The sequence below is a fragment of the Gammaproteobacteria bacterium genome (genome assembly GCA_033720895.1).
GTDB lineage: Bacteria > Pseudomonadota > Gammaproteobacteria > Natronospirales > JAJUFS01 > JAWWBS01.
On record JAWWBS010000036.1, the window covers coordinates 1 to 21,381 of the forward strand.

The following is a 21,381-nucleotide window of genomic DNA, read 5'->3' on the forward strand; positions in this document are numbered from 1 at the left end:
CACCGGCAAGGCCCATCACCAGCAGGGCCAGCTTTACCTGACTGCCGAGCTTCGCGACATGGCCAGCGGTGAAACCCTGTGGACCTCGTCCTACGAGCGGCCAGTGGGCGACGTCGGTGATGTCGAAGACGACATCCTCCGCAACGTGGTCAAGGCGCTCGGCGTGTCGGCGGCAGATGCCGACAAGCTGACCGTGCAAAAGGGCTGGACCGACAATATCGATGCCTATGGCTATTACCTGCGTGGCCTGAGTTACTTCCGCAAGTATGCGGTCGAGAACATCCGCAAGGCGCTGGAGATGTTCCAGAGCGCCCTGAAGGAAGACCCGCAGTTCGCCAGGGCCTGGGCGCGGCTGGCCGAATGCCACGCCAAGTATTTCATGTACCACGATGCCGGCAACAAGCGGCACATCGAGTCCGCATTGAAGGCGAGTACGAAGGCTGTCGAGCTGGCGCCGGATTTTTCCCGCGCCTTTACCGCGCTCGGCGTGGCGCGCCTGATGGACAAGAACTACATGGATGCGGAAGCCGCCTTCGACAAGGCCGTGACGCTCAATCCGCGAATGTTCGATGCCTGGTTCTGGCATGCGCGCGCCTGCTTCCAGCAGGGTCGTCTCGACAAGGCCATCGAATTGTTCGAAAAGGCGGCCGAGGTGCAGCCGGACGATTACCAGACGCCTTTGTTGCTGCGCCAGGCCTATCTTTCCAAGGGTGACATGGAAAGCGCGCAGAGGGTGGCAAAGCGCGGTATCGAGCTGGCACAGGAACACCTCAAGCTGAATCGCAAGGATGCGCGCGCCATCTACCTGGCCTGCGGCTCGATGATCCAGCTGGGCCAGTACGGCCAGGCGCTGGAATGGGCGGAGCGGGCGCTGGCGATCAATCCCGAGGACCCGATGATCAATTACAACGTTGCCTGCTGCTATGCGCAGGCAGGCGAGGCCGACAAGGCGATGGACTGCCTGGAACGCGCCAAGGGTTCGGGCATGGTCAGCGCCGGCTGGATCCGCAATGATTCGGACCTGTTCTCGCTGCACGACCATCCTCGCTACAAGGCGCTGGTCGAGGAACTGAAGGCCGCGGGTACCTGAGGTGCGGGGTGCGCCTGATGTTGGTAGGCTCGACCGTGATTGCACGCAAACAGGACAGGAGCAGGAATGAGCTGGAAGATGCTGTCGGAGCCGAATGGCAACTGGGTGGAACTTGTTGTCGAGGGCGAGGTGATGGACAGCGAGCTCAAGGCGTCCACCGACGCTTCGCTGGAACAGGTCAAGGCCAGGGGCTGCAGCAATGTCCTGATCGATTGCCGTGACGTGAAGGTGCCGCCGCCGGCCACCGCCATCCAGAAGCTGCCGGACTACTACGACACCATCGGTGTTCCCGCCGACATCCGCATTGCCATGGTCCTGTCAGGACGTCCCTCGGGCGCCGAGCTGGCGAGCTACTACCGCATGTCTGCCAAGATGAAGCATTACAACGTGCAGTTGTTCGAGACCTACGAGGATGCCGCTCGCTGGCTGGAAAGCTGAGGCAGCATCCCTGCCGCCCCGGGGTCGTTCAGCGGGTTGCCTTCAATGGTCGTTCCGGAAAATGTTGATCACGAGCAGCAGCGTGGCCACTGCGGTCATGACGGCGAAAATGCCTATCACCGGGCCCGCCGCCGCATTGCCGTGCAGCATCATCGACAGGGCGATCATCTGCGGTGGCAGCGAGATGTTCGTCAGCCAGAAGTGCCAGACGGCCAGTTTGCTCTCGCGCACCTTGTCGTAGTGAAAGTACAGCAGGCCATAAAGGGCCATGCATACCCAGCCCAGCAAGTTGATGTGCACGTGTACCGGCCGCTCGATGAAGTTGACCGTCACGCTCATGTAGATGCCCAGCAACACCCCTATGAAGAAATACACCACTGCGATCCGGATGAACCATCTCGGAATCCACGCATTGCCCTGATGTTCGCTCATGTTCGCTACGCCTTGTCGGCAGGACCGGGAAGGGTCATCACTCCAGGCGCCGGTCCCGTGCCGGCGCCTCGGTGAAGTCTAGTTGGTCCAGCGGCAAACGCAGGGCTTATTCGCTGCTGTCGCTGCCATCCAGCTCAGCCGTGCGCTCGGGTCCGATGCCCAGCAATTCGATATCGAACACCAGCAGGCCGCTCGGGGCTCCCGGGCGGGGATTGTTGCCATAAGCCAGCTCGGCGGGAATCCAGAAGCGGTAACGATCACCCACGTTCATCAGCGGGATGCCTTCCTGCCAGCCCTTGATCAGGCGGCCCAGCGGAAAGGTGGTCGGTTCGCCGCGCATGACGGAGGAATCGAACATCTTGCCGTCGGTCGTCCAGCCCGTGTAATGCACGGTGACTTCGTCGGCCAGGGTGGGAGAATTGTCGTTGCCACTTTCTTCCAGCACCAGGTAGGCCAGGCCGGATTCGGTGACGGTCGCTGTTGACGGAATCGAGGCAACGCTGTCGGGCGCAGGCAGCGGGTTCTTGCCACCGATGACCCGCAGGTCGACCACCATGTCTTCCTTGGGCGCGCCCGGGATGCCGTCGGCAATCAGGTCGGCGCGGATGTAGTAGCGACGGTCTTCGCCGACCGGCGCGTTGGCGATGGCCTCGGCCAGCCCCGGCGCCATCTGGCGGATGGCGGAGTAGGGCAGCACGTAGTTGCCGTCCTTCTCCGACGACATCACCTCGACGCCACCCTGCGTCCAGACGGTGGCATTGAATTCCACGTAGTCGTCGGTCACCGGCTCCTTGTCGCTCGGCTCGATGACCACGTAGCGAATGCCGTCGGCCAGTTCAGTGGTGTCGCTTGACGGAGCGTCGAGCAGGTCCGCCACCCTGGCCGCATGTTCCTCTGCTGGCGATGACGCGTTCTGCGTGGCAAACCAGGCGATGCCGGCCACGATGACCAGCGCGATGAAGGCGATGCCGAGTACCGGCGGGGTCTTGTTGGAATCGGTCATGCTGTGAATCTCCGGGACAAGTCTTGAACAGTGGCCGAGCATAAAACAAGGGCCCGGGCGATGCCGGGCCTTTGTTTTCGCGCGGAGCCGGTCTTACTGGCTCTCGGTGTCACCGCTGGCCATCCGGTCAGGGCCGAAGGTGCGGCCGAAGAAATCTCCGGCATTCCAGGTAGGCCGTTCATCGGCATTGGCAATGGCCAGGCCGATCAGGAAGTTCATGCCTGCAAAACGCGCAGCCGTCTTCCTGGCAAAGGGCAGCTCGGTGGAGTCCGAGGCCTGGTGGTAATGATTGAGCAGGAAGTCATCGGTCAGGGCGTCGCCATCGACATTCGGGTCGGCAGCCATGCGACCCGGGTCGATAGACAGCGCCGGCACGCCCTCGCGCACGAACGAATACTGGTCCGAGCGCACGAAGAAGCGCTCTTCCGGTGCAGGGTCGGGTGAAACGATGTAGCCAATGCGTTCGGCCTGGGCCGTCGCCAGCGGGCCGAGGCTCGAATTCTCGGCGCCGAACAGCACCACGTCCTTCTGCTCGAAGGTAAGGATCGGCATGTCGATATTCACGTTGGCAACGATGTCGTCCTTCGGCACGGTCGGGTAGGCGGCAAAGTGCTCCGAGCCCAGCAGGCCCATTTCCTCGGCGGTGATGAACAGGAACATCATCGAACGCCGCGGTGCCTCATCCAGCAAGGTCATGGTGCGCGCCAGCTCGAGAATCATCGAAACACCCAAAGCATTGTCAAAGGCGCTGTTCTTGATCAGGTCAGCCGGCTTGTCGCTGTCCTCGGCACTGACTTCTTCGCCTTCTTCAGGTTCCGGTGCCTTGTCATACACGCCCTGGCCATCGAGGTGGCCGCTGTAGATGACGTACTCGTCGGCCAGTTCCGGATCGCTGCCCGGCAGCATGGCGACGACGTTGTTGCTGACGAACTCGGACCGCTCCGAGTCGACTGCCATGTAGAGGCGGGCATCGAGCTCGCGGCTGGCATTTTCGCTGGCTTTCAATGCGGCGCCGAGTGCGTTGAAGGCCTCGTCATCCGACACGCCGAGCAGCGCCCTGCTGATTTCCGGTGCGACCACGCCACGGACCTGGATGGAAGGGTGGGACGTCGGTGCCGAGCCGTCCGGCGCCAGCCAGGTCGTTGACGGGCGCTGCGCCCAGCGGGCAAAGGCCTCGATGTCGTAGAGTTCGACCGTTTCCGGGTGGGCGACGTACAGGATGCCGATCGCACCCTTGTCGGCCGCAGTCTGGATCTTGACGCTGCGGCTGCCGAGGTGCGCCGACTCGCTGCCCGGCATGCCGTCGGGTCGGCCGGACATGATCACCACGATCTTGCCGTCGACATCCACGCCGGCGTAGTCATCGTGGCCGAGCTCCGGTGCCGAGATGCCCAGCCCCACGAACACCAGCGGAGCTTCCGCGACGCCGCTCACATGGGCGGAACTGCCGTACACCACGTAATCCTTGCCAAACTCGAGTTCGCGGGTTTCCCCTGCCTGCGTCAGCTTCATTGCGGCTGTTTCCGGCTTGATCAGGGTCTGGCGGAAGGTGACCGGCTGCATGTAGCCCTCGGTGCCGGCCGGCTCGAGTCCCATCAGTTCGAACTGGGCGGCGGTGTAGTTTGCCGCAATGTCGTATTGCTCGGTATTGGCTTCGCGGCCGCGCATCGGATCGGCAGACAGGAATGTCATGTGGGCGCGGATACGGTCCACGTCGATGGCCTTTGCCAGCGCCAGCGGATCGGTGCTCTTGTCGGCCTCGCCATCGGTGGCGGGCTGGCAGGCAGCCAGGCCAAGGGCGACCGACAGAACGGCCAGGCTGGCCAGCCAGTGGCGGTTGCGGGGGGGCATTGCGGCAGAGGTGTCAGTGTTCACGATCGCTCCTTGGGTTCGGGCCAGCCGCAGAAGGCGGCCGACTGGCGACGAGTCGGTATTGAACCTTGAAAATCAGCAGCTTGCACTGTGCAGCGCACGAAAAGCACGGCGGCTGCCAGCGGATTCATAGCATGCCAATAGTACGGACTCGTATCAAATCCCCGAAAAATGCGGTGATCAGGCGGCGATTGGCAGCGAATTGAAATTTGGCTTGGCCTGACAGCAGAGCGGCGGGTAGAGTGTCTGCCATGATTTTCAAAGCCGACAACTGGCGCTTCTTCTTCTCCTGGCTGCGTGCTCCGCGAAAGGTGGCTTCGGCCATTCCCAGCAGCCGGGCGTTGGGTCGGCGCATGGCGAGTGCCGTCGAGGTCGCTGCCGACGAGCTGGTGGTCGAACTGGGCGGCGGCACGGGCGCCATTACCGGCGAGCTGCTGGCTTCCGGCATCCCGGCAGAACGGCTGGTGGTTTTCGAGCAGAACGCGACCTTTGCCGATCTCCTGCGGGAGCGCTTCCCGGGCATTACCGTCCTGAATGACGATGCCCAGGTGCTGGCCGATGCCTTGCAGGCGGCCGGCCATAATCGTCCGGTCGGCAGCATTGTCTCCAGCCTGCCGCTGCTGACCCTGCCAATTGCCGTGCGCGATCGCATCCTGGGCCAGTGCCGTACGGTGCTGGTGCCGGAAGGCAGTTTCGTGCAGTTCACCTATGGCATCCGTTCGCCGGTACCGGAAGAGGTACAGGCAAAACTCGGCTTCTCGTCCGAACAGATCGGCTCTGTCTGGAGCAACCTGCCACCGGCCACCGTGTGGTGCTACCGTCCGCTGCAGGCGCTCGCCGCTACTGCTTGAAGCCCGGCCTTGCAGCCAGCCGCCAACTGCGGTTTCATCATTCCCATGAGCAATGCAACGTCCAATGCCCTGGTGACCCTGTCGCGCGACGAATCGCGCAGCGGCCTTGTCCGCCTGTTCTTCAAGGCGCTCGGCTGGCTGTTTTTCGGCTTTGGCCTGGTCGGCATCGTCCTGCCGATATTGCCGACCGCGCCGTTCCTGATCGTGTCGGTTGCCTGCTTTGCACGGGGCGATCGGCAGATGATGGAGCGCCTGTTTCGCATGCCGGGCGTCGGCAAGTACCTGCGTGACTGGCAGGAAGGTCGCGGCATTTCGGCGGGCCTGAAACTCTCTGCCCTGCTGGCGCTGTGGTTTGCCGCGCTGACGGCGCTGGTGCTGGTTGCCAAGACCACGCTGGCCAAGCTGCTGGTACTGGCCGTTGCGCTGTTTTCCACCCTGCATTTGTTGTGGATGCCGACGCAGCGCTCCCGTGCCGCGGAACGCGATCGCGATTGATCCCTCGATGATGACGGCCGGAGCAGCCCAGGATGCGGCGTGCCGCCTGTGCCTCGCCGGCGGGCCGCTTGCGCCGATGTCCGCGTCGCATGGCAAGCACACCGCGCACTACCATCGTTGCCCGCAATGCGACCTGGTGATGCAGGTGGCGGATGAATTGCCGACACCGGCGGCCGAAAAAGCCCTCTATGACCAGCACGAGAACGACCTCGGGGATCCGGGCTATCGCCGGTTTCTGGCGCCGGTGAGGGATGCCGTGCTGGCCCGTTACCCGCAGCCTGCACGTGGCCTGGATTTCGGGGCGGGGCCGGCCCCCGCGCTGGCGGCCATGCTGCGTGAGGCCGGGCACGACATGGCGGTCTACGATCCTTTTTATGCCAATGACAGCACGGTGCTCGAGCAGCGCTACGACTTCGTCGTCTGCACCGAGGCGGTGGAGCATTTCCATGTGCCCCGGACCAGTCTCGAGCTGCTGTTCTCCTTGCTGCGACCCGCCGGCGAATTGTTCGTGATGACCCGCTTGCTGCTGCCGGACGTCGAGTTCGCCAGCTGGTGGTATCCGCGTGATCCCACCCATGTCGCCTTCTATTCGCCGCAGTGCCTGCAATGGATTGCCAGCTGGCAGGGCAGGCCCGTGACGCTACGCGGTGACCGACTTGCGCATTTCGGGGCGGACCGGGCATGAGCATCGAGCTTGAAGACGTACTCGGCGATTTCCCGGCAGTGGCGGCTCGCGAGGCCAGGGAGCGCTGGCAGCGGCTGCGCGAGGTGCTTGGCGAGGAGGTCCTGGCAGGCTTGCCGGTCGGGACCGCCGGCAAACTGGTGCAGGTCCTGGCCTGGTCGGAGTTTGTCTGCCAGGTCCTGCTGCGCACGCCGGATCTCCTCGCAGCGGGGCGTTTCGAGTCCTGGCTGGAGCCGATCGATCCGGCGGCGGCCGCGGCCGACATCAAGGCCGAGTTGCAGGCGCTTGATTCCGAGGCCGAGCTGCGTCGGCGGCTGCGCCAGCTCCGCCAGCAGTGGCTGGCACGCATTGCCGTGCTCGACATGTTGTCGCTGGCCGATCACCAGGCGACCCATGCCGCCATCTCGGCGGTCGCCGATGCCTGTGTCGCGGCAGCACTCGACTGGTTGCATGCCGACATGCAGAAGCAGTACGGGCAGCCGCGTTCGGCAAGCGGCGAGCCGGTGGAACTGGTGGTGCTGGGCCTGGGCAAGCTGGGTGGCGAGGAGCTCAATTTTTCGTCCGACATCGACCTGATTTTCGCCTTCGCCGAGTCTGGCCAGACGGACGGCGAGCGCGAGGTCGAGAACGAACTGTACTTCACCCGCCTGGGGCGGCGACTGATCCAGGTGCTGGATGACGACACCGCCGATGGTTTTGTCTATCGCGTCGACATGCGCTTGCGGCCGTTCGGTGATTCGGGCCCGCTGGTGATGAGCTTTGCCGGCCTGGAGGCCTATTACCAGCAACATGGCAGGGAGTGGGAGCGGTATGCCTTCGTCAAGGCACGGCCGATTGCCGGCGACCTCGCGGCCGGCGAATCCCTGCTCGACGACCTCAGGCCTTTTGTCTATCGGCGCTATCTCGATTACGGCGTGTTCGAGGCCTTGCGCGACATCAAGGCGAGCATCAATCGCGAAGTCGTGCGCAAGGAAAACCAGGATCACGTCAAGCTGGGCCCGGGCGGTATCCGCGAAGCCGAATTCACGGTGCAGCTTTTCCAGCTGGTGCGTGGTGGACGCGAGGCAGCCCTGCGCCAGCGAAATTTCCTGGCGGCACTGGACGGCGTGGTGCGATCCCGCTGCCTGCCGCAGGACGACGCCGAGCGCCTTGGCGATGCCTACCGGTTCCTGCGGCGGCTGGAAAACCGCCTGCAGCAGCGTGGCGACCGGCAGCAGCACCACCTGCCGCAGGAGCAGGAATCACAAGCGATACTGGCCTGGTCGCTGGGCTTTGCGTCCACGGCCGCCCTGCATGAATGCTGGGATCGTCATCGCGCGGTAGTGACCGAGCTGTTCGAGGACACCGTGCTGGGCCCTGAAGAGGCGGCCGAGGACAGCGTGGGCAAGCAGCTCTGGCAGGCGCCACGCGACGTCGCGACGGACAGTGTCAGCGCGTTGGGATACCGGGATGTCGACCGGGTGACCGACACCCTCATGGCCCTGCGCCAGGAACTGAAACAGGCGCGACCAGGCACCCGGGGTCGCGGCCGGGTAGATGAATTGATGCCGCGCCTGATCGAGATGGCGGCCGCGACGGTCGAGCCCGATGCCGCCCTGGAACGCATGTGCCGAATCGTGGCAGCCGTCGCCAGGCGAACCACCTACCTGGCCCTGCTGGCGGAGAGTACCGAGGCCCTGCGCCAGCTGGCCCGCATCTGCGCGGCCAGCGACTGGATTACCGGACTGGTCAGTCGTCACCCGGTGTTGCTGGACGAACTGATCGATCCACGCCTGTTCGAAGGCGTGCCGGATCGAAATGCCCTTGCGGCCGAACTGTCACTGGCGCTGGCCGAAGTGCCGAACGACGACCTGGAAGCCGTGATGGATGTGTTGCGCGAGTTCCAGCAGACCCGCGTGCTGCGCATTGCCGTGGCCGACATTGGCGAGACGCTGCCGATCATGCAGGTGTCGGACGCCCTGAGTGCGGTGGCGGAGGTGGTCATCAAGGCCGCGCTGGATCGTGCCTGGAGCGATCTCTTGTCTCGCCATGGCAAGCCCCTGCGGGATGATGGCGAGCCGGCAAAATACCTGGTCGTCGCTTACGGCAAGCTGGGTGGTTTCGAGCTGGGATATGGCTCGGACCTCGACCTGGTGTTCATGCATGATGCGGGCGGCGAGTCGGCAACAACCGAGGGACCGCGGGTCGTGGAGAGTTCGGTATTCTTCCTGCGCCTGACGCAGCGCCTGATTCATTTCCTGTCGACGCCGACCGCTGCGGGCATCCTTTACGAAGTGGATACGCGCCTGCGGCCGTCGGGCAAGGGGGGACTGCTGGTGACCTCGCTGGATGCTTTCGAAAAGTACCAGCGTGAATCTGCCTGGACCTGGGAGCACCAGGCCCTGCTGCGCTCCCGGGCAGTCGCCGGCTCCGATTCGCTGGCAGGCCGCTTCGACGTCGTCCGCCAGGCTGTGCTGGTACAGCCGCGCGATGCCACCGAGCTGCATTCAGCCGTGGCCGACATGCGCCAGCGCATGCAGGCCGAGCTGAAGCTGCCGGCGTCGCACTCCGACCTGAAAGCGTCCCGCGGCGGGCTGCTGGACATCGAATTCCTTGCCCAGTACTGGGTGCTGCGGCATGCGGCCGACTACCCTGAACTGGCCATGTTTCCCGATACCATCCGATGCCTGGAAGGACTCGATTCCTGTTGCTGCCTGCCCGGGGTGGATGTGCCGCTGCTGGTCGATGCCTACCGACGGATCCGTCGCGAAATACACCGCCAGGCGCTGCAAGGCCGCAGCTCGGTAGTGCCTGACGGCGTGCTGGCAGATGAACGGGCTGCCGTGGCAGACATCTGGGAGCAGATCTTCACGTCAGCCTGAGGCAAGCTGGTATACTCTCCCCCGGAATTTTCGCCGTTTCAGAAGGAGTCGAAAGGTGGCTGATCAGCAAGCTGCGGGCGACAACACCCCGAACACCAAGAACCATTACGAAGTCACGCGCGCCGATCTGCCGTTGCATTGCCCGATGCCGGATTCGAGTCTCTGGAATTCCCATCCGAAGGTCTTTCTGCCGATCGAGAAGACGGGCAAGGCAATCTGCCCCTACTGCAGTGCCGAATACGAACTCGTCGATAACGGTTAAGCCATGAATTTCGCCGCGAAAAATTCGCGAGCACGATTTTCACAGGCGCTTGACGGCTGGCGCGCCACGCTGGTGCTGGTGTTCATCGGCCTGTTTCCGATCGCTTCCATGGTGTTCGACCGCGGGTCGAGCAGCATCCTGCTGGCGCTCGGTGTCCTCGGAATCCTTTTCACCCTGCAGGATGGCCGACCGGTCAGGTTGACCCGCGACGAAAAACTGCTGGTGTTCGTGGTGGTGTTCTTCTTCCTGGTTGCCTTGCTGTCGTGGCTGGCTGGCGATGCAAACTACGCGGGCTTCAGGAAACTGGGACGCTACTTGCGCTTCCTGTTGCTGGTGCCGATCTACCTGGCGGTTCGCCGCGTCCCCGGACGGGAAATCGTCTGGTGGGGTGGCCTGGCGCTCGGTGCGCTCGGCTCCGGTGCCCTGGCGCTGGGGCAGATGTGGACGGGCGGGACATTGTTCGGTCCGATTGACGATCCGGTAGCGGTGTCGGCTATCGCGCTGGCCATGGGCTTCATGAGCCTGGGCGGCTTGCCGGTATTCGCCAGCAAGCACCGCCTGCTGCAAATACTGCCGTTGCTGGCCGTCATTCTCGGCCTGACGGCCAGCCTGGTCATGGGCAGCCGAGGCCCGTGGATGGCGGTCCCCGTGTTGCTGATCCTGGCGCTGTTCTATTTCTGGAAGGTGAAGGGCCGCAACGGGCTGTTGATCATCGGCCTGGTGTCGGCCTTCATTGGTGCGGCGATTGCGATCCCCGCGACCGGCGTTGCCGATCGCCTTGGACACCTCTACGCCGACGTGGTCCACGCCAGTTTCGACCAGGGCGATGTCAGCCCCGTGGGCATGCGCCTGTCGCTGTGGAAGGTCGCCTGGTCAGGTTTCCTGGACGATCCCTTGTTCGGTGGTGGCGTTGGCAGTTTCCAGGAGAAGGTCGAAGCAGCGCATGAGGCGGGCGAGCTGTCGGAACTCTACCTGCGCTACGGTCATCCGCTGAGCGAGTATTTCTCCGTGCTGGCATCCCGTGGACTGCTGGGACTGGTCGCCTTGTTCCTGCTGTTCGCAATGCCGATGAAGCACTTCATCTGGGCATGGCAGCACGAGGACGAACAGATCGCGGCATTTGCCTATGCCGGTACCTCGCTGATTGTCGCTTACCTGTTCTTTGCGATCGGCGAGTCGATTTTCGATCGCACCTTGCCGATCACCTTCTACGTGTTCAGCCTGGCCGTCATCTATGGCTTGCTGCGTGCGCGGGAGCAGAGCTACCTGGCCACCTCCGTGCCGCGCCAGCACTCGCTGGGCGTTTTCATCATTGCCAAGAACGAGGCTGACCGCATCGGCGCCACGCTGGATGCGGTCAAGGGCTGGGCAGACCAGATCATCGTGCTCGACTCCGGCAGCACGGACGGCACCGTCGAGATCGCCAGGCGCTATGCCGATGTGGTGAAGGAAACCGACTGGCCCGGCTTCGGCAAGCAGAAACAGCGCGCCCTGGACCTGACGACCACCGACTGGGTGCTGTCGCTGGATGCCGACGAAGAACCCACCGCGGAGCTGCGCAACGAGATCGACCATGTGCTTTCGAAGCCGACACCGGATTTCGATGGCTATCGCATTCCACGTCCGCTGATCATCTTCGGCAAGCAGGTGGATTACGGTGGCAGCTGGCAGGCGCCCGTGCGCCTGTTCAAGCGCGAGCTCGGTCGGTTCACCGATGTGCCGGTTCACGAGAAAGTGATCATCGAAACGGGGCGCGTGGCGCTGATGCGCAGCCCGCTGCTGCACCCGACCTGGCGCGATTACGGTCACGCCATCGAAAAGTTTTCGGAATATGCCTGGTTGCAGACGGGCGCGCGCCTGGATCATGGCAAGCGGGCCACCGTGCTCGGAGCCATAAGCCGTGGCCTTTACAACTTCATCTACAATTACTTTGCGCGGGCCGGCTTCCTTGATGGCAAGCGTGGACTGATCCTCGCCTGCCTGCATGCCCAGTACACCTTCAACAAGTATGCCGGTCTCTGGGCGGAACGCGCCCAGCGCGACGAGGAAGGAAACGGCCCGGCGTGACGGTTGGCGGTGGCTGGCCGTAAGTCGTTACAATCCATTCATCTCAGCATTCATCGATTCCGGGGAGTTCTCATGTCCACTCGTGCAGTCATTCTTCTTGCCGGTCTTGGTTCGCGCCTCGGGCGTCCGCATCCCAAGCCGCTGACACCGCTGTCCGATGGCCAGAGCATCCTGGCACGGCAGCTTGGCATCGTGCGCTCTTTCGACCTGCCGGTCATCGGCGTTGTCGGTTTCAAGATGGAGCTGGTGATGGAGGCTGCGCCTGACATCCTCTTCGCCTACAACCCGAATTACGACGCTACCAACACGGCCAAGAGCCTGCTCTGCGCACTGCGCCAGACGCGGGGAGAGAACATCCTCTGGATGAACGGCGACGTGGTGTTCGAGCCGGCCATCATCGAGCGGCTGCTGGAAGTCGGCGAACCCGCGGTGGCCGTCAACAATGCGCGCACTGCCGAAGAAGAAGTGAAGTACACCCTGAACGATGATGGCTACATCAATGCCATTTCCAAGCAGGTCGGGAATGCACGTGGCGAAGCACTGGGGATCAACTACGTGCCCGCCGAGCTGGTCGAAGCATTCTGCGACAAGCTGGATTCCGTCGGTGACAACGATTACTTCGAGAAGGCCATGGAAGAGCTGATCGAGGAGCGGGGCAACGTGTTCCGCGCGGTCGATGTCTCCGACCTGCTGTGCATGGAAGTGGATTTCGATTCCGACCTGCAGGCGGTCAACAAGCTGCTCGACTAGGTCGCTTTCCAGCTGCAGGCAAAGCGCCTGCACTCATGTTGCAGCGTTCTCCAGCGCGTCGGCGATGCGCCGTGCCGTCTTGCCATCGGTCGGCCCGATGAGGGCATTGGTGTAGTCGCGTCGCTTCCCTTCGAATCCTGCCGTATCTGCCAGTTCGGCCCGAATGGCCGGCACCACCTCGTCCGGTGTCGCTGCATGGCGGGCGATGTCGCGGTAGCGATGGATGGTCGGGTCCAGGCGGCGATCAAGCCGCTTGCGCAACGGCCCGCGGTGCGACCAGCGGCGCCAGTAGAAATCGCACCAGACGATCGGCTTGTCCAGCGCTGCAAATTCGAACAGTGCCGACGAGGCTTCGCTGAGCAGCAGGTCGGCCGCTCCCATCATCGGCAGCAGGGAGACGTCCCCGAGACCCGCCAGCCACACGTTGTCATTGCTCGCCCAGCCTTGCAGCTTTTCCAGCTGGTGCGAATAGCGCCGCTTGGTAAACGTGAAATGGTGCGGCTTGATCAGCAGGTTGCAGTCCGACAGTTGCTGCGGCAGGTCGGCCGGCTGCAATTCGATGGAGCTCGGGTAGAAGGTCGGTGCGTAGAGAATCGTCTTGCGCCCGGGATCGAGACCGACGCGAGCCAGGTCCATGCCGGGATAGTCGGTCCCCAGCAGCGGATCCAGCTTGGCGAAACCCACATCCAGCATGTGCGCCTCGGGATAGCGACCCTTGAGTTCGCGGTAGCGGTGTTCGCCTTCGACAAAGCGGATGTCCATTTCCATCAGCTCGGCATCGTAGTAACACTCCTTGACGCCGATACCGTGGTAGATGAGCGCAGTGCGGGTTTCCTCCGGCAGGCTGGCCAGGTAGTCACAGCCATTGCCGAAGATGATCCAGTCGGGGCGCTCCTGCTGGTAGATGCGGATGGCGGAACGCTTGCTGTCGACGACCCGATGCGGCAGGGACTGGCTTGCCAGGACGGCGGCAAGCGCCTCGGCATCATCCAGCGCTTCGTGGAAGAGAAACAGGGTCTCAACGCCGCGGCGTGCCAGCTCTGCCTGCACCGGCAGGAACTGCGGCAGGTAGTAAAGATGCTGGACATCGAAAAACACGCGCATGGGAGACACCATTGGAAGAGAAATTGCAGCCTAGAACCTGAAGTATCCGGCTTTCAGCCGCATGCGCAAGCGGCGCCAGAGATTCAGTGGCTTCGGTTGCAATCGCTCGGCGGTGCCCTGGTCGATGAACTTGCAGGTCGCTTCGATGACGCGCTGCGACGACTTCGTATCACGGAACGGATGCATGTTGTCGGCATACTTGCGCATGGCAAGCCGGTGATCGTCATCCGGCGCCAGGGCCCGGTGGACGATGCGTTCCAGCTGACCGGGCTCGTTGAAGTCGAGGTAGTGCGGGCCCGGGCTGGCATTGCGGAAAGTGGCAACGGCCTTGTCCAGCAGCAGGAATTCGGCCGCCACGGATGAGGTGTCGGTCAGCATGGCATCTGCCGTGTGCAGCAGGCTGGCGATGTTTGCATCCATGGAAACCTGCAACTGGCCGTTGCTGGCTGCCCGAAAGCGATCCACCCAGGCAGGGTCCATCTTGGGGTGGAACTTCACCAGCCAGTTCCAGGGACCTTCCTCCGACAGGGCGAAAATCCTGCCGGCCAGATCGGGGACGCTGGTCAGTGATTTCGAAAAGGTCGGCGCGTACAGGATGATCGGCTTTTCCGGGTTGCTGAAGACTTCCTGCAGGCCAGGTTCCGCTCGGCTGGCAAACAGCGCATCCATTTTCGGCCAGCCGGTTTCACGCACCGCGAAGCTGCCATCGGCAGCAGCCATGGCCTGGAAGGGTTGCGTGGTCAACGGGCCATGGGTGCAGTAGAGATCGAACCAGCCGCGAATCCTGAAATGCCCCTTTTTCTCGATGCCGAAGCCGTGGAAGACCTGTACTTTCACGCCCGGGAAGAAATCCGGGACCCAGTTGCCCGGGACGAACACGGCGTCCGGCTGCCAGGCCACCACATCGTGCACCGTGTCGAGACGCTGCTCGCCCGGCAGCAGGAATTTCCCGGCCCCCGGTTCCAGGTACCACGCCACCTCGTCGCCCCGCTCGCGAGCAGCGGCCTGCAAGGGGCGCAGGATTTCATAGGCATAGGGCAAGGTGCCGAACAGCAGGAAGCGCCGGCTCATGCGCCGAGCTCCAGTGCCAGGTCCAGCTTGCCGGTCACATCATCGACGCTGATCAGGTCCATGGCATCGGGATGCCGCACCCGTTGGCCCCAGCGCACCTGGTCGACGGACTTGCCCAGGTACTGGTCCAGCGCATCGGGATAGCGATTCGCGACCAGTTCGCGGTGATGATAGGGGCCGGTGCGATCCGGGTTGGAGGTGGCATACAGGCCGACCACCGGCGTGCCTGCCGCGTTGGCCATGTGCACCGGGCCGGAATCAGGGGATATCACCACGCGGGCGGCGGCCAGCAAGGCCATCAGTTCCTTCAGCGAGGTCTTGCCGATCAGGTTCCTGCAATCGACCGCCGCGCTGATCCTTTCACCATATTCGCGTTCAAGCTCGCTCGGCCCGCCACTCAGGATGACTTCAAGACCTCGCATCCTTGCGTGTTCGATGACCGCGACGTAGCGCTCGACCGCCCAGTTGCGGAAATTGCGTGCCCGCTGCGAGGAGCAGGGGCTGATGACCAGGGCCGGCCTGTCGCCCAGCGTCCGGCTTGCGAACTCGCGAGCCGTGGCCGGCAGCGGAATGTCCCAGCGCGGCCGGGCCGGTCGGGGAATGCCGAGTGGCTCGAGGAAGCCGAGCAGGCCGTCCATGACATGCTGCCTGTCGCCGGCCGCAATGCGCTCGTTGGTAAACAGCCATTGCCAGTCCCGGGCACGTGCCCGGTCGAAACCGATGCGGCGATCTGCCTTCACATGCCGGCTCAACAGGCTGGCGCGCAAGGCAACCTGCATGTGCAGCAGGGCATCGAAGCGCTGCTCGCCAAGATCCCTCTTGAGGCTCTGCACCGCCGCCTTGCCACCACGCTTGTTGTAGGGGATGAAGCGAATGCCGTCGATGTCACCGAGCAGCTGGTGTTCGAGACTGCCGATCACCCAGCTGAGTTCCGCTGCGGGCAGGTGATCCTGGATGGCACGGACCACCGGCAGGGTGTGGCATGTGTCGCCAATGGCGGACAGACGCAGGACGCACAGCTTCTCGCTCATGCCACTACTCCTCGTGCCGCACGGCTGATGCGACCGGTGTTGGCTGCCATGTAATCGACGATGCGTTCGCTCGCCTTGCCATCGGCAAGGCCAATCAGCTCGCGCGTGCAGTCGCTGCGTGCCGCCGCGTGTCGCGCGGGATCGGCCAGCTCTTCGAGGATACGCGTGTTCAGTTGCGCCGGACGTGCGGCGTGCGCACCGACGTTGCGGAAGGCATCGATGGTCCTGTCCATCCGCGCATTGAGGCGGTAGCGAAACGGGCCGCGGTGGCCCCAACGAAGTTGCAGGAAGTCGCACCAGACGACGGGCTTGTCGAGTGCGGCGAATTCGAACAGGGCACTCGAGGCTTCGCTCACCAGCAGCTCGCTGCTCGCAAAGAAGGGCATGATCGAGTAATCGGTCATGCTGGCGATGTGCACATTGTCGTAGTTCTGCCAGTGCGCGAGCTTTTCCAGCTGGCTGCCGTATTTCTGCTTCGAGTAGGCGAACTGGTGTGGCTTGATGATCAGGTTGCAGCTGGCCAGTTGTCCGGGCCAGTCGTTCGGCAGGCGTCCCATGGACGACGGATAGAAGGTGGGCGCATACAGCACGGTGGGTCGCGTTGCATCGAGACCGTGGGCCGCGACATCGAATGGCTCGAGCGTCAGCGCGTCATTGAACAACGGGTCCAGCTTGGCGAACCCGACGGCTTGCAGGTTGGCACCTGGAAAGAGATCCAGCAACGCACGTCGCCGGTATTCGCCCTCCACGAAGCGCACGTCCATCTGCATGTGATCGGCATGGTAGTACGTGTTCTTCACGCCGATGCCGTGATAGAGCATCGCCGTGCTGATCGACGGATCCAGGTTTTCGTATTGCTGGAAGCGGCTGCCGAACACGATCCAGTCGGGCTTGTCGCGATTGTAGATGTCGCAGGGCGCGCGGTGATCCTGGTCGACATCGTCGACGACTTCCACCTCGCAGCCGGCGTCGTTCGCCACACGCTCGGCGAGCCCGGCTCGCACGGTCGGATCCTTGCTCATCGACAGGTACACCAGTACGGTGCAGTCCGCGCCTCTCTGGCGCAGTACCTCGATCACCGGAAGGTACTGCGGCAGGTAATAGAGGTTGGTGAGATCGAAATGGACGCGCAGTCCGTCGATCGGTGGCCCGCTGGCCTCGCGCATGCTGACTCCCGGTGTGCGGCAAGAGCTTGGCGCGAAAATACTATAGAATCCATTGCACTGCATCCTCGCAGGCGCTCGGACTTCACCGCGAACAGGCGCAGACAGGCCTTCTGGAGATTGCATGGATTACGTACTGGAGACATCGGGTCGTCGCCACGTACTGGTGGCAAACCGATTTCGCGAGCTTGTCAACGAACACATCTTCACGCCCAGTTACTGGATGGCTCGCGATGCCCTGGGCGATCCGCTGGGCGGGCGCGGTTCTGCCTGGCGCATACAGGACAGCCTGCAGGGAGAGACCATCGACTGGGTGCTGCGCAATTACCTGCGAGGCGGGATGGTCCGGCACCTGGTTCATGATCGCTATTTCTTCAGTGGCCTGGAAAAGACCCGTCCGTGGTGTGAATTCATGTTGCTGCTCGAAATGCGCGACCAGGGCCTGCCGGTACCCGAGGTGGTCGCGGCCCGAATCGATCGCGGTGCGTTGTCGTACCGTGGCAGCCTGATCACCGCGACCTTGCCCGGCGAGTCTCTGACCGCCCGTGTGCTGGCTGGCAAGCTGGCGGACCCGGTCTGGCAGGCCGTGGGCAGGACCATTGCCCGTTTCCACCAGGCCGGCATCTGGCATGCAGATCTCAATGCCAACAACATCCTGCTGGATCTCTCTGCCAGCGAGCCGGACATTCACCTGATCGATTTCGATCGCGCCCGCCGGCGTGACATCAAGCCCGACTGGCAGCAGGCCAATCTCGATCGCCTGTTGCGATCGCTCGAAAAGGAAACTCGCGACGAGCCGTCGGCCGCCGCGCGAGTGACCACCGGTTGGGCCATGTTGAAGAAGGGTTACAGCGGCCAGGGCTGAACCTGGTCCGGCTCAGCGTTTGCCGACTCAGCGTTTGTAAGGACGCTTGAATCGGTTGTGGCACCACAGGTACTGGTCAGGTACGCGCCGTGCATCGGCCTCGATGATCGCATTCACGCGAGCGGCGTCCTCGGCCGGATCCTCGCCCGGGAAGCCTTCCAGCGGGGGGTCGATCGTCAGCTTGTAGCCCTGGAGGCCGGGCAGTCTCTCCACCATGAAAGGCAGCACCGGCGAACCGGTGGAACGCGCTATCCGGCTGGTTGCGGTGTTGGTCGGGGCGGGCACGCCGAAGAAGGGCACCTCGGCCGAGTTCTTGCCGCGGAAACCCTGGTCGGGGGCATACCAGACCGGATGGTTTTCCTTCAGGGAGCGAAGCATGCTGCGCACGTCGTCACGCGGGATCACCTTTTCGAAATGCCGGCGGCGGCTGGTGGAAATGATGATTTCCAGCAGCTCGGTGCGATTCGGTCGGTACATCAGGTGGAAATTGCGGAACAGGCCGAGCAGCCGACCACCGATTTCCAGCGTGGTGAAGTGAGCCGACAGCAGCAGGGCGCCCTTGCCCTCGGCAAGCGCGGCATCCAGGTACTGCAGGCCTTCGACCTTGACGCGTCGACGCAGCACCCAGTCCGCGCCATACCAGCACATGGCAATTTCGAATACCGACATGCCCAGCGCCTGGAAATGGCCGTGCACCAGCTTGCGCCGCTCGGCCTTGCTGCGCTCCGGGTAGCAAAGGTCGATGTTCATCTGCGTCACGCGCCGTCGTCGGCCAGCGGCAATGAACAACAGCCAGCCAATCAACCAGCCGAGAACGCGCTGCAAGGGATAAGGTATCCAGGCGAAGAGTCGCAGCAGCCCGACAACCAGCCAGATCGGCCAGTGTTGCGGCAGGAGCACGTGTTGCCAGCGCAGTTCGGTTTGTTCGGTCATCAGATCCACGGCAGGTCGATGGAACGAGGCGACATTCTAACGAGGCAGGCAGCACAGGGAAACTCGCTGCAGGGCCACGGGGCTGGCTCGGGCTGGCGCAAGTGCTGTGCTAATATTCGCGCAACTGCTTGATAATCAAAGGACAGGGGCGTTCATTCGCGCATTTCCCTGTCACGCATTCAGGAAGAAACAATGACAATCAAGGTTCCTGACTTTTCCGGCAAGCGCATCCTGGTGGCGGGCGACGTGATGCTTGACCGCTACTGGTACGGTGGTACGCATCGCGTATCACCCGAGGCACCCGTACCTGTCGTAAGGGTCAACGAGGAAGATGCACGGCCCGGTGGCGCCGGCAACGTGGCCTGCAACATCGTCAGCCTGGGCGCTGCCGGCGACGTGCTCGGCCTGATCGGTGACGACGCGTCGGGATTGTCCTTGAAGGCTGCGATGCAGGCGGCGAGGGTGGGCGACCGGCTGGTGATGCAACCGGCAGTTGCCACCACCACCAAGCTGCGCGTCATTTCCCGCCACCAGCAACTGTTGCGCCTCGATTTCGAAGAGCGAGCGGAGGTCATGGACGGACGCTTGCTGACGGAAGCGTTTGCCGCGGCTGTCGAAGAATGCGATGTGGTCATCCTGTCGGATTACGCCAAGGGTGCCTTGCGGGACGTGAGCAAGCTGATTGGCCAGGCCAGGAAAGCCAGCAAGCCGGTGCTGGTCGACCCGAAGGGGACGGATTTCGAGCGTTATCGCGGCGCAACCATCCTCACGCCGAATCTCGGCGAGTTCGAGGCTGTTGCCGGTGAATGTCGCAGCGAAGACGAGCTGCTCGAAAAGGGTCACTACCTGCGTTACCAACTGGATCTTGAATACCTGCTGGTGACGCGCTCCGAGCAGGGCATGAGCCTGTTCGGTCCGAACGACCAGGTGCTTACCCTGCCGACCCATGCTCGCGAGGTTTTCGATGTCACGGGTGCCGGCGATACGGTCATCGCCCTGCTGGCTGCCGGCCTGGCGGCGGGCTGCAGCATGGAAGATGCCGCGACGCTGGCCAACCTGGGTGCCGGCGTTGTCGTCGGGAAGCTGGGTGCGGCAACGGTGACGCCGACCGAGCTGCGCATGGCGGCCAAGCACTTGCTGGGTGGTGTTGGCGGCGTGCTGGAAAAGGACGACCTGATGGATGCGGTGGCCCTGGCACGGGGTCGCGGCGAGCGCCTGGTCATGACCAATGGCTGCTTCGATATCCTGCACGGCGGCCACGTTGCCTACCTGCAGGAAGCTCGCGCACTGGGTGACAAGCTGATTGTCGCCGTCAATGACGACGAATCGGTCGCGGCGCTGAAAGGCAAGGGTCGGCCGATCGTGCCGCTGGCTGAACGCATGCGTGTGCTGGCAGCACTGGATGCGGTGGACTATGTCGTCCCGTTCGGCGGCGAGACGCCGCGTGACCTCGTCGCCGAGGTGCTTCCGGACCTGCTGGTCAAGGGTGGCGATTACCGGGCAGAGGATGTCGCGGGATATGAGGAAGTCACGGCCAACGGGGGTGAAGTGAGAATATTGCGCTTCGAGGAAGGCCTGTCGACCACATCCATTGTCGAGCGCATTCGCCAGCTCAAATGAGAGTCCTTTATTACCTGGTCATTGGCATCCTGTTTCCGTTCTTCCTGGCAAGTTCGGCAATAAGGGCGTGGCGCCAGACACGCAGTGCCGACCCGACCCTCCAGCGCCTTGGCCATGTCGACCGTGCACCCTCGGGTCCGGTGATCTGGGTGCATGCATCCTCGGTCGGAGAGATGCAGGCCGCCATCCCGCTGGTGCGCAGCCTGCAGGCCGACTACCCGGAAACCCATATCGTGGTCAGCAGCTTCACCGCGGCTGGCATGCAGCGGGCGCGAGCGGCATTCGGTGAAACCGTGCAGGTCTGTCCGCTGCCTTACGACTTTCCTCGCTTTGCGCGGCGTTTCCTGAATCGCATCCGGCCCCTGGCCCTGATCGTGATGGAAACCGAAATCTGGCCCAGCCTGTTTCGCCTCTGCGGCGAACGTCGCATTCCCGTCCTGCTCGCCAGTGCCCGGGTCACCGCCCGCTCGACCCGGCGTTATGCACGCCTGGGTTCCTTGCTGCGAGAGTCCCTCGAAAGCGTGCAACTGGTGGCGGCCCAGTCCGAGGGTGATGCGCATCGCTTCGCCGAGCTTGGCGTGCATGCTTCGCGGATCAAGGTCAGCGGCAACCTGAAGTTCGATCTCGAGCCTTCGGCAGAAATCATCGAACAGGGGCGGGCAATGCGCCAGTTGCTGTTCGGCGCTGCGCCGGTGCTGATCGCGGCCAGTACCCGCATTGGCGAAGACGAAGCGGTGCTGGAGGCTTTTCGGCAGGTTCGCGAAAAGCAGGCCGACGCGCGGCTGCTGATC

20 protein-coding genes are annotated in these 21,381 nt (G+C 63.3%); 12 read left to right on the top strand and 8 right to left on the bottom strand.

Annotated features, from left to right (window positions below; translation table 11 throughout):
• Together R3217_06610 and R3217_06615 are read left to right on the top strand one after the other, a co-directional pair.
• A partial coding sequence (locus R3217_06610; GenBank protein ID MDX1455106.1) for a tetratricopeptide repeat protein occupies positions 1–1,090 on the top strand: 1,090 nt, incomplete at its 5' end.
• A gap of 66 nt (positions 1,091–1,156) precedes the next feature.
• Positions 1,157–1,528, top strand: coding sequence for a hypothetical protein (locus R3217_06615; GenBank protein MDX1455107.1), 372 nt, complete (start codon positions 1,157–1,159; stop codon positions 1,526–1,528).
• A 42-nt stretch (positions 1,529–1,570) separates the two neighbouring features.
• Here the strand turns inward: R3217_06615 and R3217_06620 are convergent, their stop codons facing one another.
• The 3 genes from R3217_06620 to R3217_06630 form a co-directional block, all read right to left on the bottom strand.
• Positions 1,571–1,960 carry a cytochrome-c oxidase gene (locus R3217_06620; protein ID MDX1455108.1) on the bottom strand — a complete coding sequence of 130 codons (390 nt, stop codon included), beginning with the start codon at positions 1,958–1,960 and terminating at the stop codon, positions 1,571–1,573.
• A 106-nt stretch (positions 1,961–2,066) separates the two neighbouring features.
• Positions 2,067–2,963 carry an FKBP-type peptidyl-prolyl cis-trans isomerase gene (locus tag R3217_06625; protein ID MDX1455109.1) on the bottom strand — a complete coding sequence of 299 codons (897 nt, stop codon included), beginning with the start codon at positions 2,961–2,963 and terminating at the stop codon, positions 2,067–2,069.
• Between the two features lie 93 nt (positions 2,964–3,056).
• A complete protein-coding gene (locus tag R3217_06630) occupies positions 3,057–4,838 on the bottom strand; it encodes a M28 family peptidase (protein ID MDX1455110.1) in 1,782 nt (593 codons plus the stop codon).
• A gap of 248 nt (positions 4,839–5,086) precedes the next feature.
• Between R3217_06630 and R3217_06635 the strand changes: the two genes are divergently transcribed.
• From R3217_06635 to R3217_06665, 7 genes are all read left to right on the top strand, one after another.
• Positions 5,087–5,686, top strand: a complete 600-nt coding sequence (locus R3217_06635) for a methyltransferase (GenBank protein ID MDX1455111.1) — start codon at positions 5,087–5,089, stop codon at positions 5,684–5,686.
• Positions 5,687–5,731: 45 nt separating this feature from the next.
• Positions 5,732–6,181: a YbaN family protein gene (locus R3217_06640; protein MDX1455112.1), complete on the top strand. Its 450-nt coding sequence runs from the start codon at positions 5,732–5,734 to the stop codon at positions 6,179–6,181.
• A gap of 76 nt (positions 6,182–6,257) precedes the next feature.
• On the top strand, positions 6,258–6,866 hold the full coding sequence (locus R3217_06645; protein MDX1455113.1) for a methyltransferase domain-containing protein: 609 nt from the start codon (positions 6,258–6,260) through the stop codon (positions 6,864–6,866).
• Positions 6,863–9,724 (top strand): bifunctional [glutamate--ammonia ligase]-adenylyl-L-tyrosine phosphorylase/[glutamate--ammonia-ligase] adenylyltransferase, encoded by a 2,862-nt coding sequence (glnE, locus tag R3217_06650; GenBank protein ID MDX1455114.1) that lies wholly within the window; start codon positions 6,863–6,865, stop codon positions 9,722–9,724. The genes R3217_06645 and glnE overlap by 4 nt, the downstream gene beginning before the upstream one ends.
• A gap of 55 nt (positions 9,725–9,779) precedes the next feature.
• Positions 9,780–9,986 (top strand): zinc-finger domain-containing protein, encoded by a 207-nt coding sequence (locus tag R3217_06655; protein MDX1455115.1) that lies wholly within the window; start codon positions 9,780–9,782, stop codon positions 9,984–9,986.
• Between the two features lie 3 nt (positions 9,987–9,989).
• Positions 9,990–12,053, top strand: coding sequence for a glycosyltransferase (locus R3217_06660; protein ID MDX1455116.1), 2,064 nt, complete (start codon positions 9,990–9,992; stop codon positions 12,051–12,053).
• A 72-nt stretch (positions 12,054–12,125) separates the two neighbouring features.
• Positions 12,126–12,803, top strand: coding sequence for a phosphocholine cytidylyltransferase family protein (locus R3217_06665; GenBank protein ID MDX1455117.1), 678 nt, complete (start codon positions 12,126–12,128; stop codon positions 12,801–12,803).
• Between the two features lie 33 nt (positions 12,804–12,836).
• Here R3217_06665 and R3217_06670 read toward each other — a convergent pair whose 3' ends face one another.
• The 4 genes from R3217_06670 to R3217_06685 are packed head-to-tail and all read right to left on the bottom strand — an operon-like array spanning position 12,837 to position 17,175.
• Complete coding sequence (locus R3217_06670; GenBank protein MDX1455118.1) at positions 12,837–13,907, bottom strand: CDP-glycerol glycerophosphotransferase family protein; 1,071 nt, start codon at positions 13,905–13,907, stop codon at positions 12,837–12,839.
• 30 nt (positions 13,908–13,937) lie between these two features.
• Positions 13,938–14,978: a CDP-glycerol glycerophosphotransferase family protein gene (locus R3217_06675; GenBank protein ID MDX1455119.1), complete on the bottom strand. Its 1,041-nt coding sequence runs from the start codon at positions 14,976–14,978 to the stop codon at positions 13,938–13,940.
• Complete coding sequence (locus tag R3217_06680) at positions 14,975–16,009, bottom strand: glycosyltransferase family 9 protein (protein ID MDX1455120.1); 1,035 nt, start codon at positions 16,007–16,009, stop codon at positions 14,975–14,977. The genes R3217_06675 and R3217_06680 overlap by 4 nt, the downstream gene beginning before the upstream one ends.
• Positions 16,006–17,175 carry a CDP-glycerol glycerophosphotransferase family protein gene (locus tag R3217_06685; protein MDX1455121.1) on the bottom strand — a complete coding sequence of 390 codons (1,170 nt, stop codon included), beginning with the start codon at positions 17,173–17,175 and terminating at the stop codon, positions 16,006–16,008. Before R3217_06685 ends, R3217_06680 begins: the two co-directional genes overlap by 4 nt.
• 121 nt (positions 17,176–17,296) lie before the next feature.
• Between R3217_06685 and R3217_06690 the strand changes: the two genes are divergently transcribed.
• Positions 17,297–18,037, top strand: a complete 741-nt coding sequence (locus R3217_06690; protein ID MDX1455122.1) for a 3-deoxy-D-manno-octulosonic acid kinase — start codon at positions 17,297–17,299, stop codon at positions 18,035–18,037.
• 27 nt (positions 18,038–18,064) lie between these two features.
• Here R3217_06690 and lpxL read toward each other — a convergent pair whose 3' ends face one another.
• Positions 18,065–18,970, bottom strand: a complete 906-nt coding sequence (gene lpxL, locus R3217_06695; GenBank protein ID MDX1455123.1) for an LpxL/LpxP family Kdo(2)-lipid IV(A) lauroyl/palmitoleoyl acyltransferase — start codon at positions 18,968–18,970, stop codon at positions 18,065–18,067.
• A 192-nt stretch (positions 18,971–19,162) separates the two neighbouring features.
• Between lpxL and hldE the strand changes: the two genes are divergently transcribed.
• Together hldE and R3217_06705 are read left to right on the top strand one after the other, a co-directional pair.
• The gene (gene hldE, locus R3217_06700) at positions 19,163–20,590 is read left to right on the top strand and encodes a bifunctional D-glycero-beta-D-manno-heptose-7-phosphate kinase/D-glycero-beta-D-manno-heptose 1-phosphate adenylyltransferase HldE (protein MDX1455124.1); all 1,428 of its coding nucleotides are present in this window, start codon (positions 19,163–19,165) and stop codon (positions 20,588–20,590) included.
• Positions 20,587–21,381, top strand: a 795-nt coding sequence (locus tag R3217_06705) for a glycosyltransferase N-terminal domain-containing protein (protein ID MDX1455125.1), incomplete at its 3' end; no start/stop codon positions are given. The genes hldE and R3217_06705, both read left to right, overlap by 4 nt.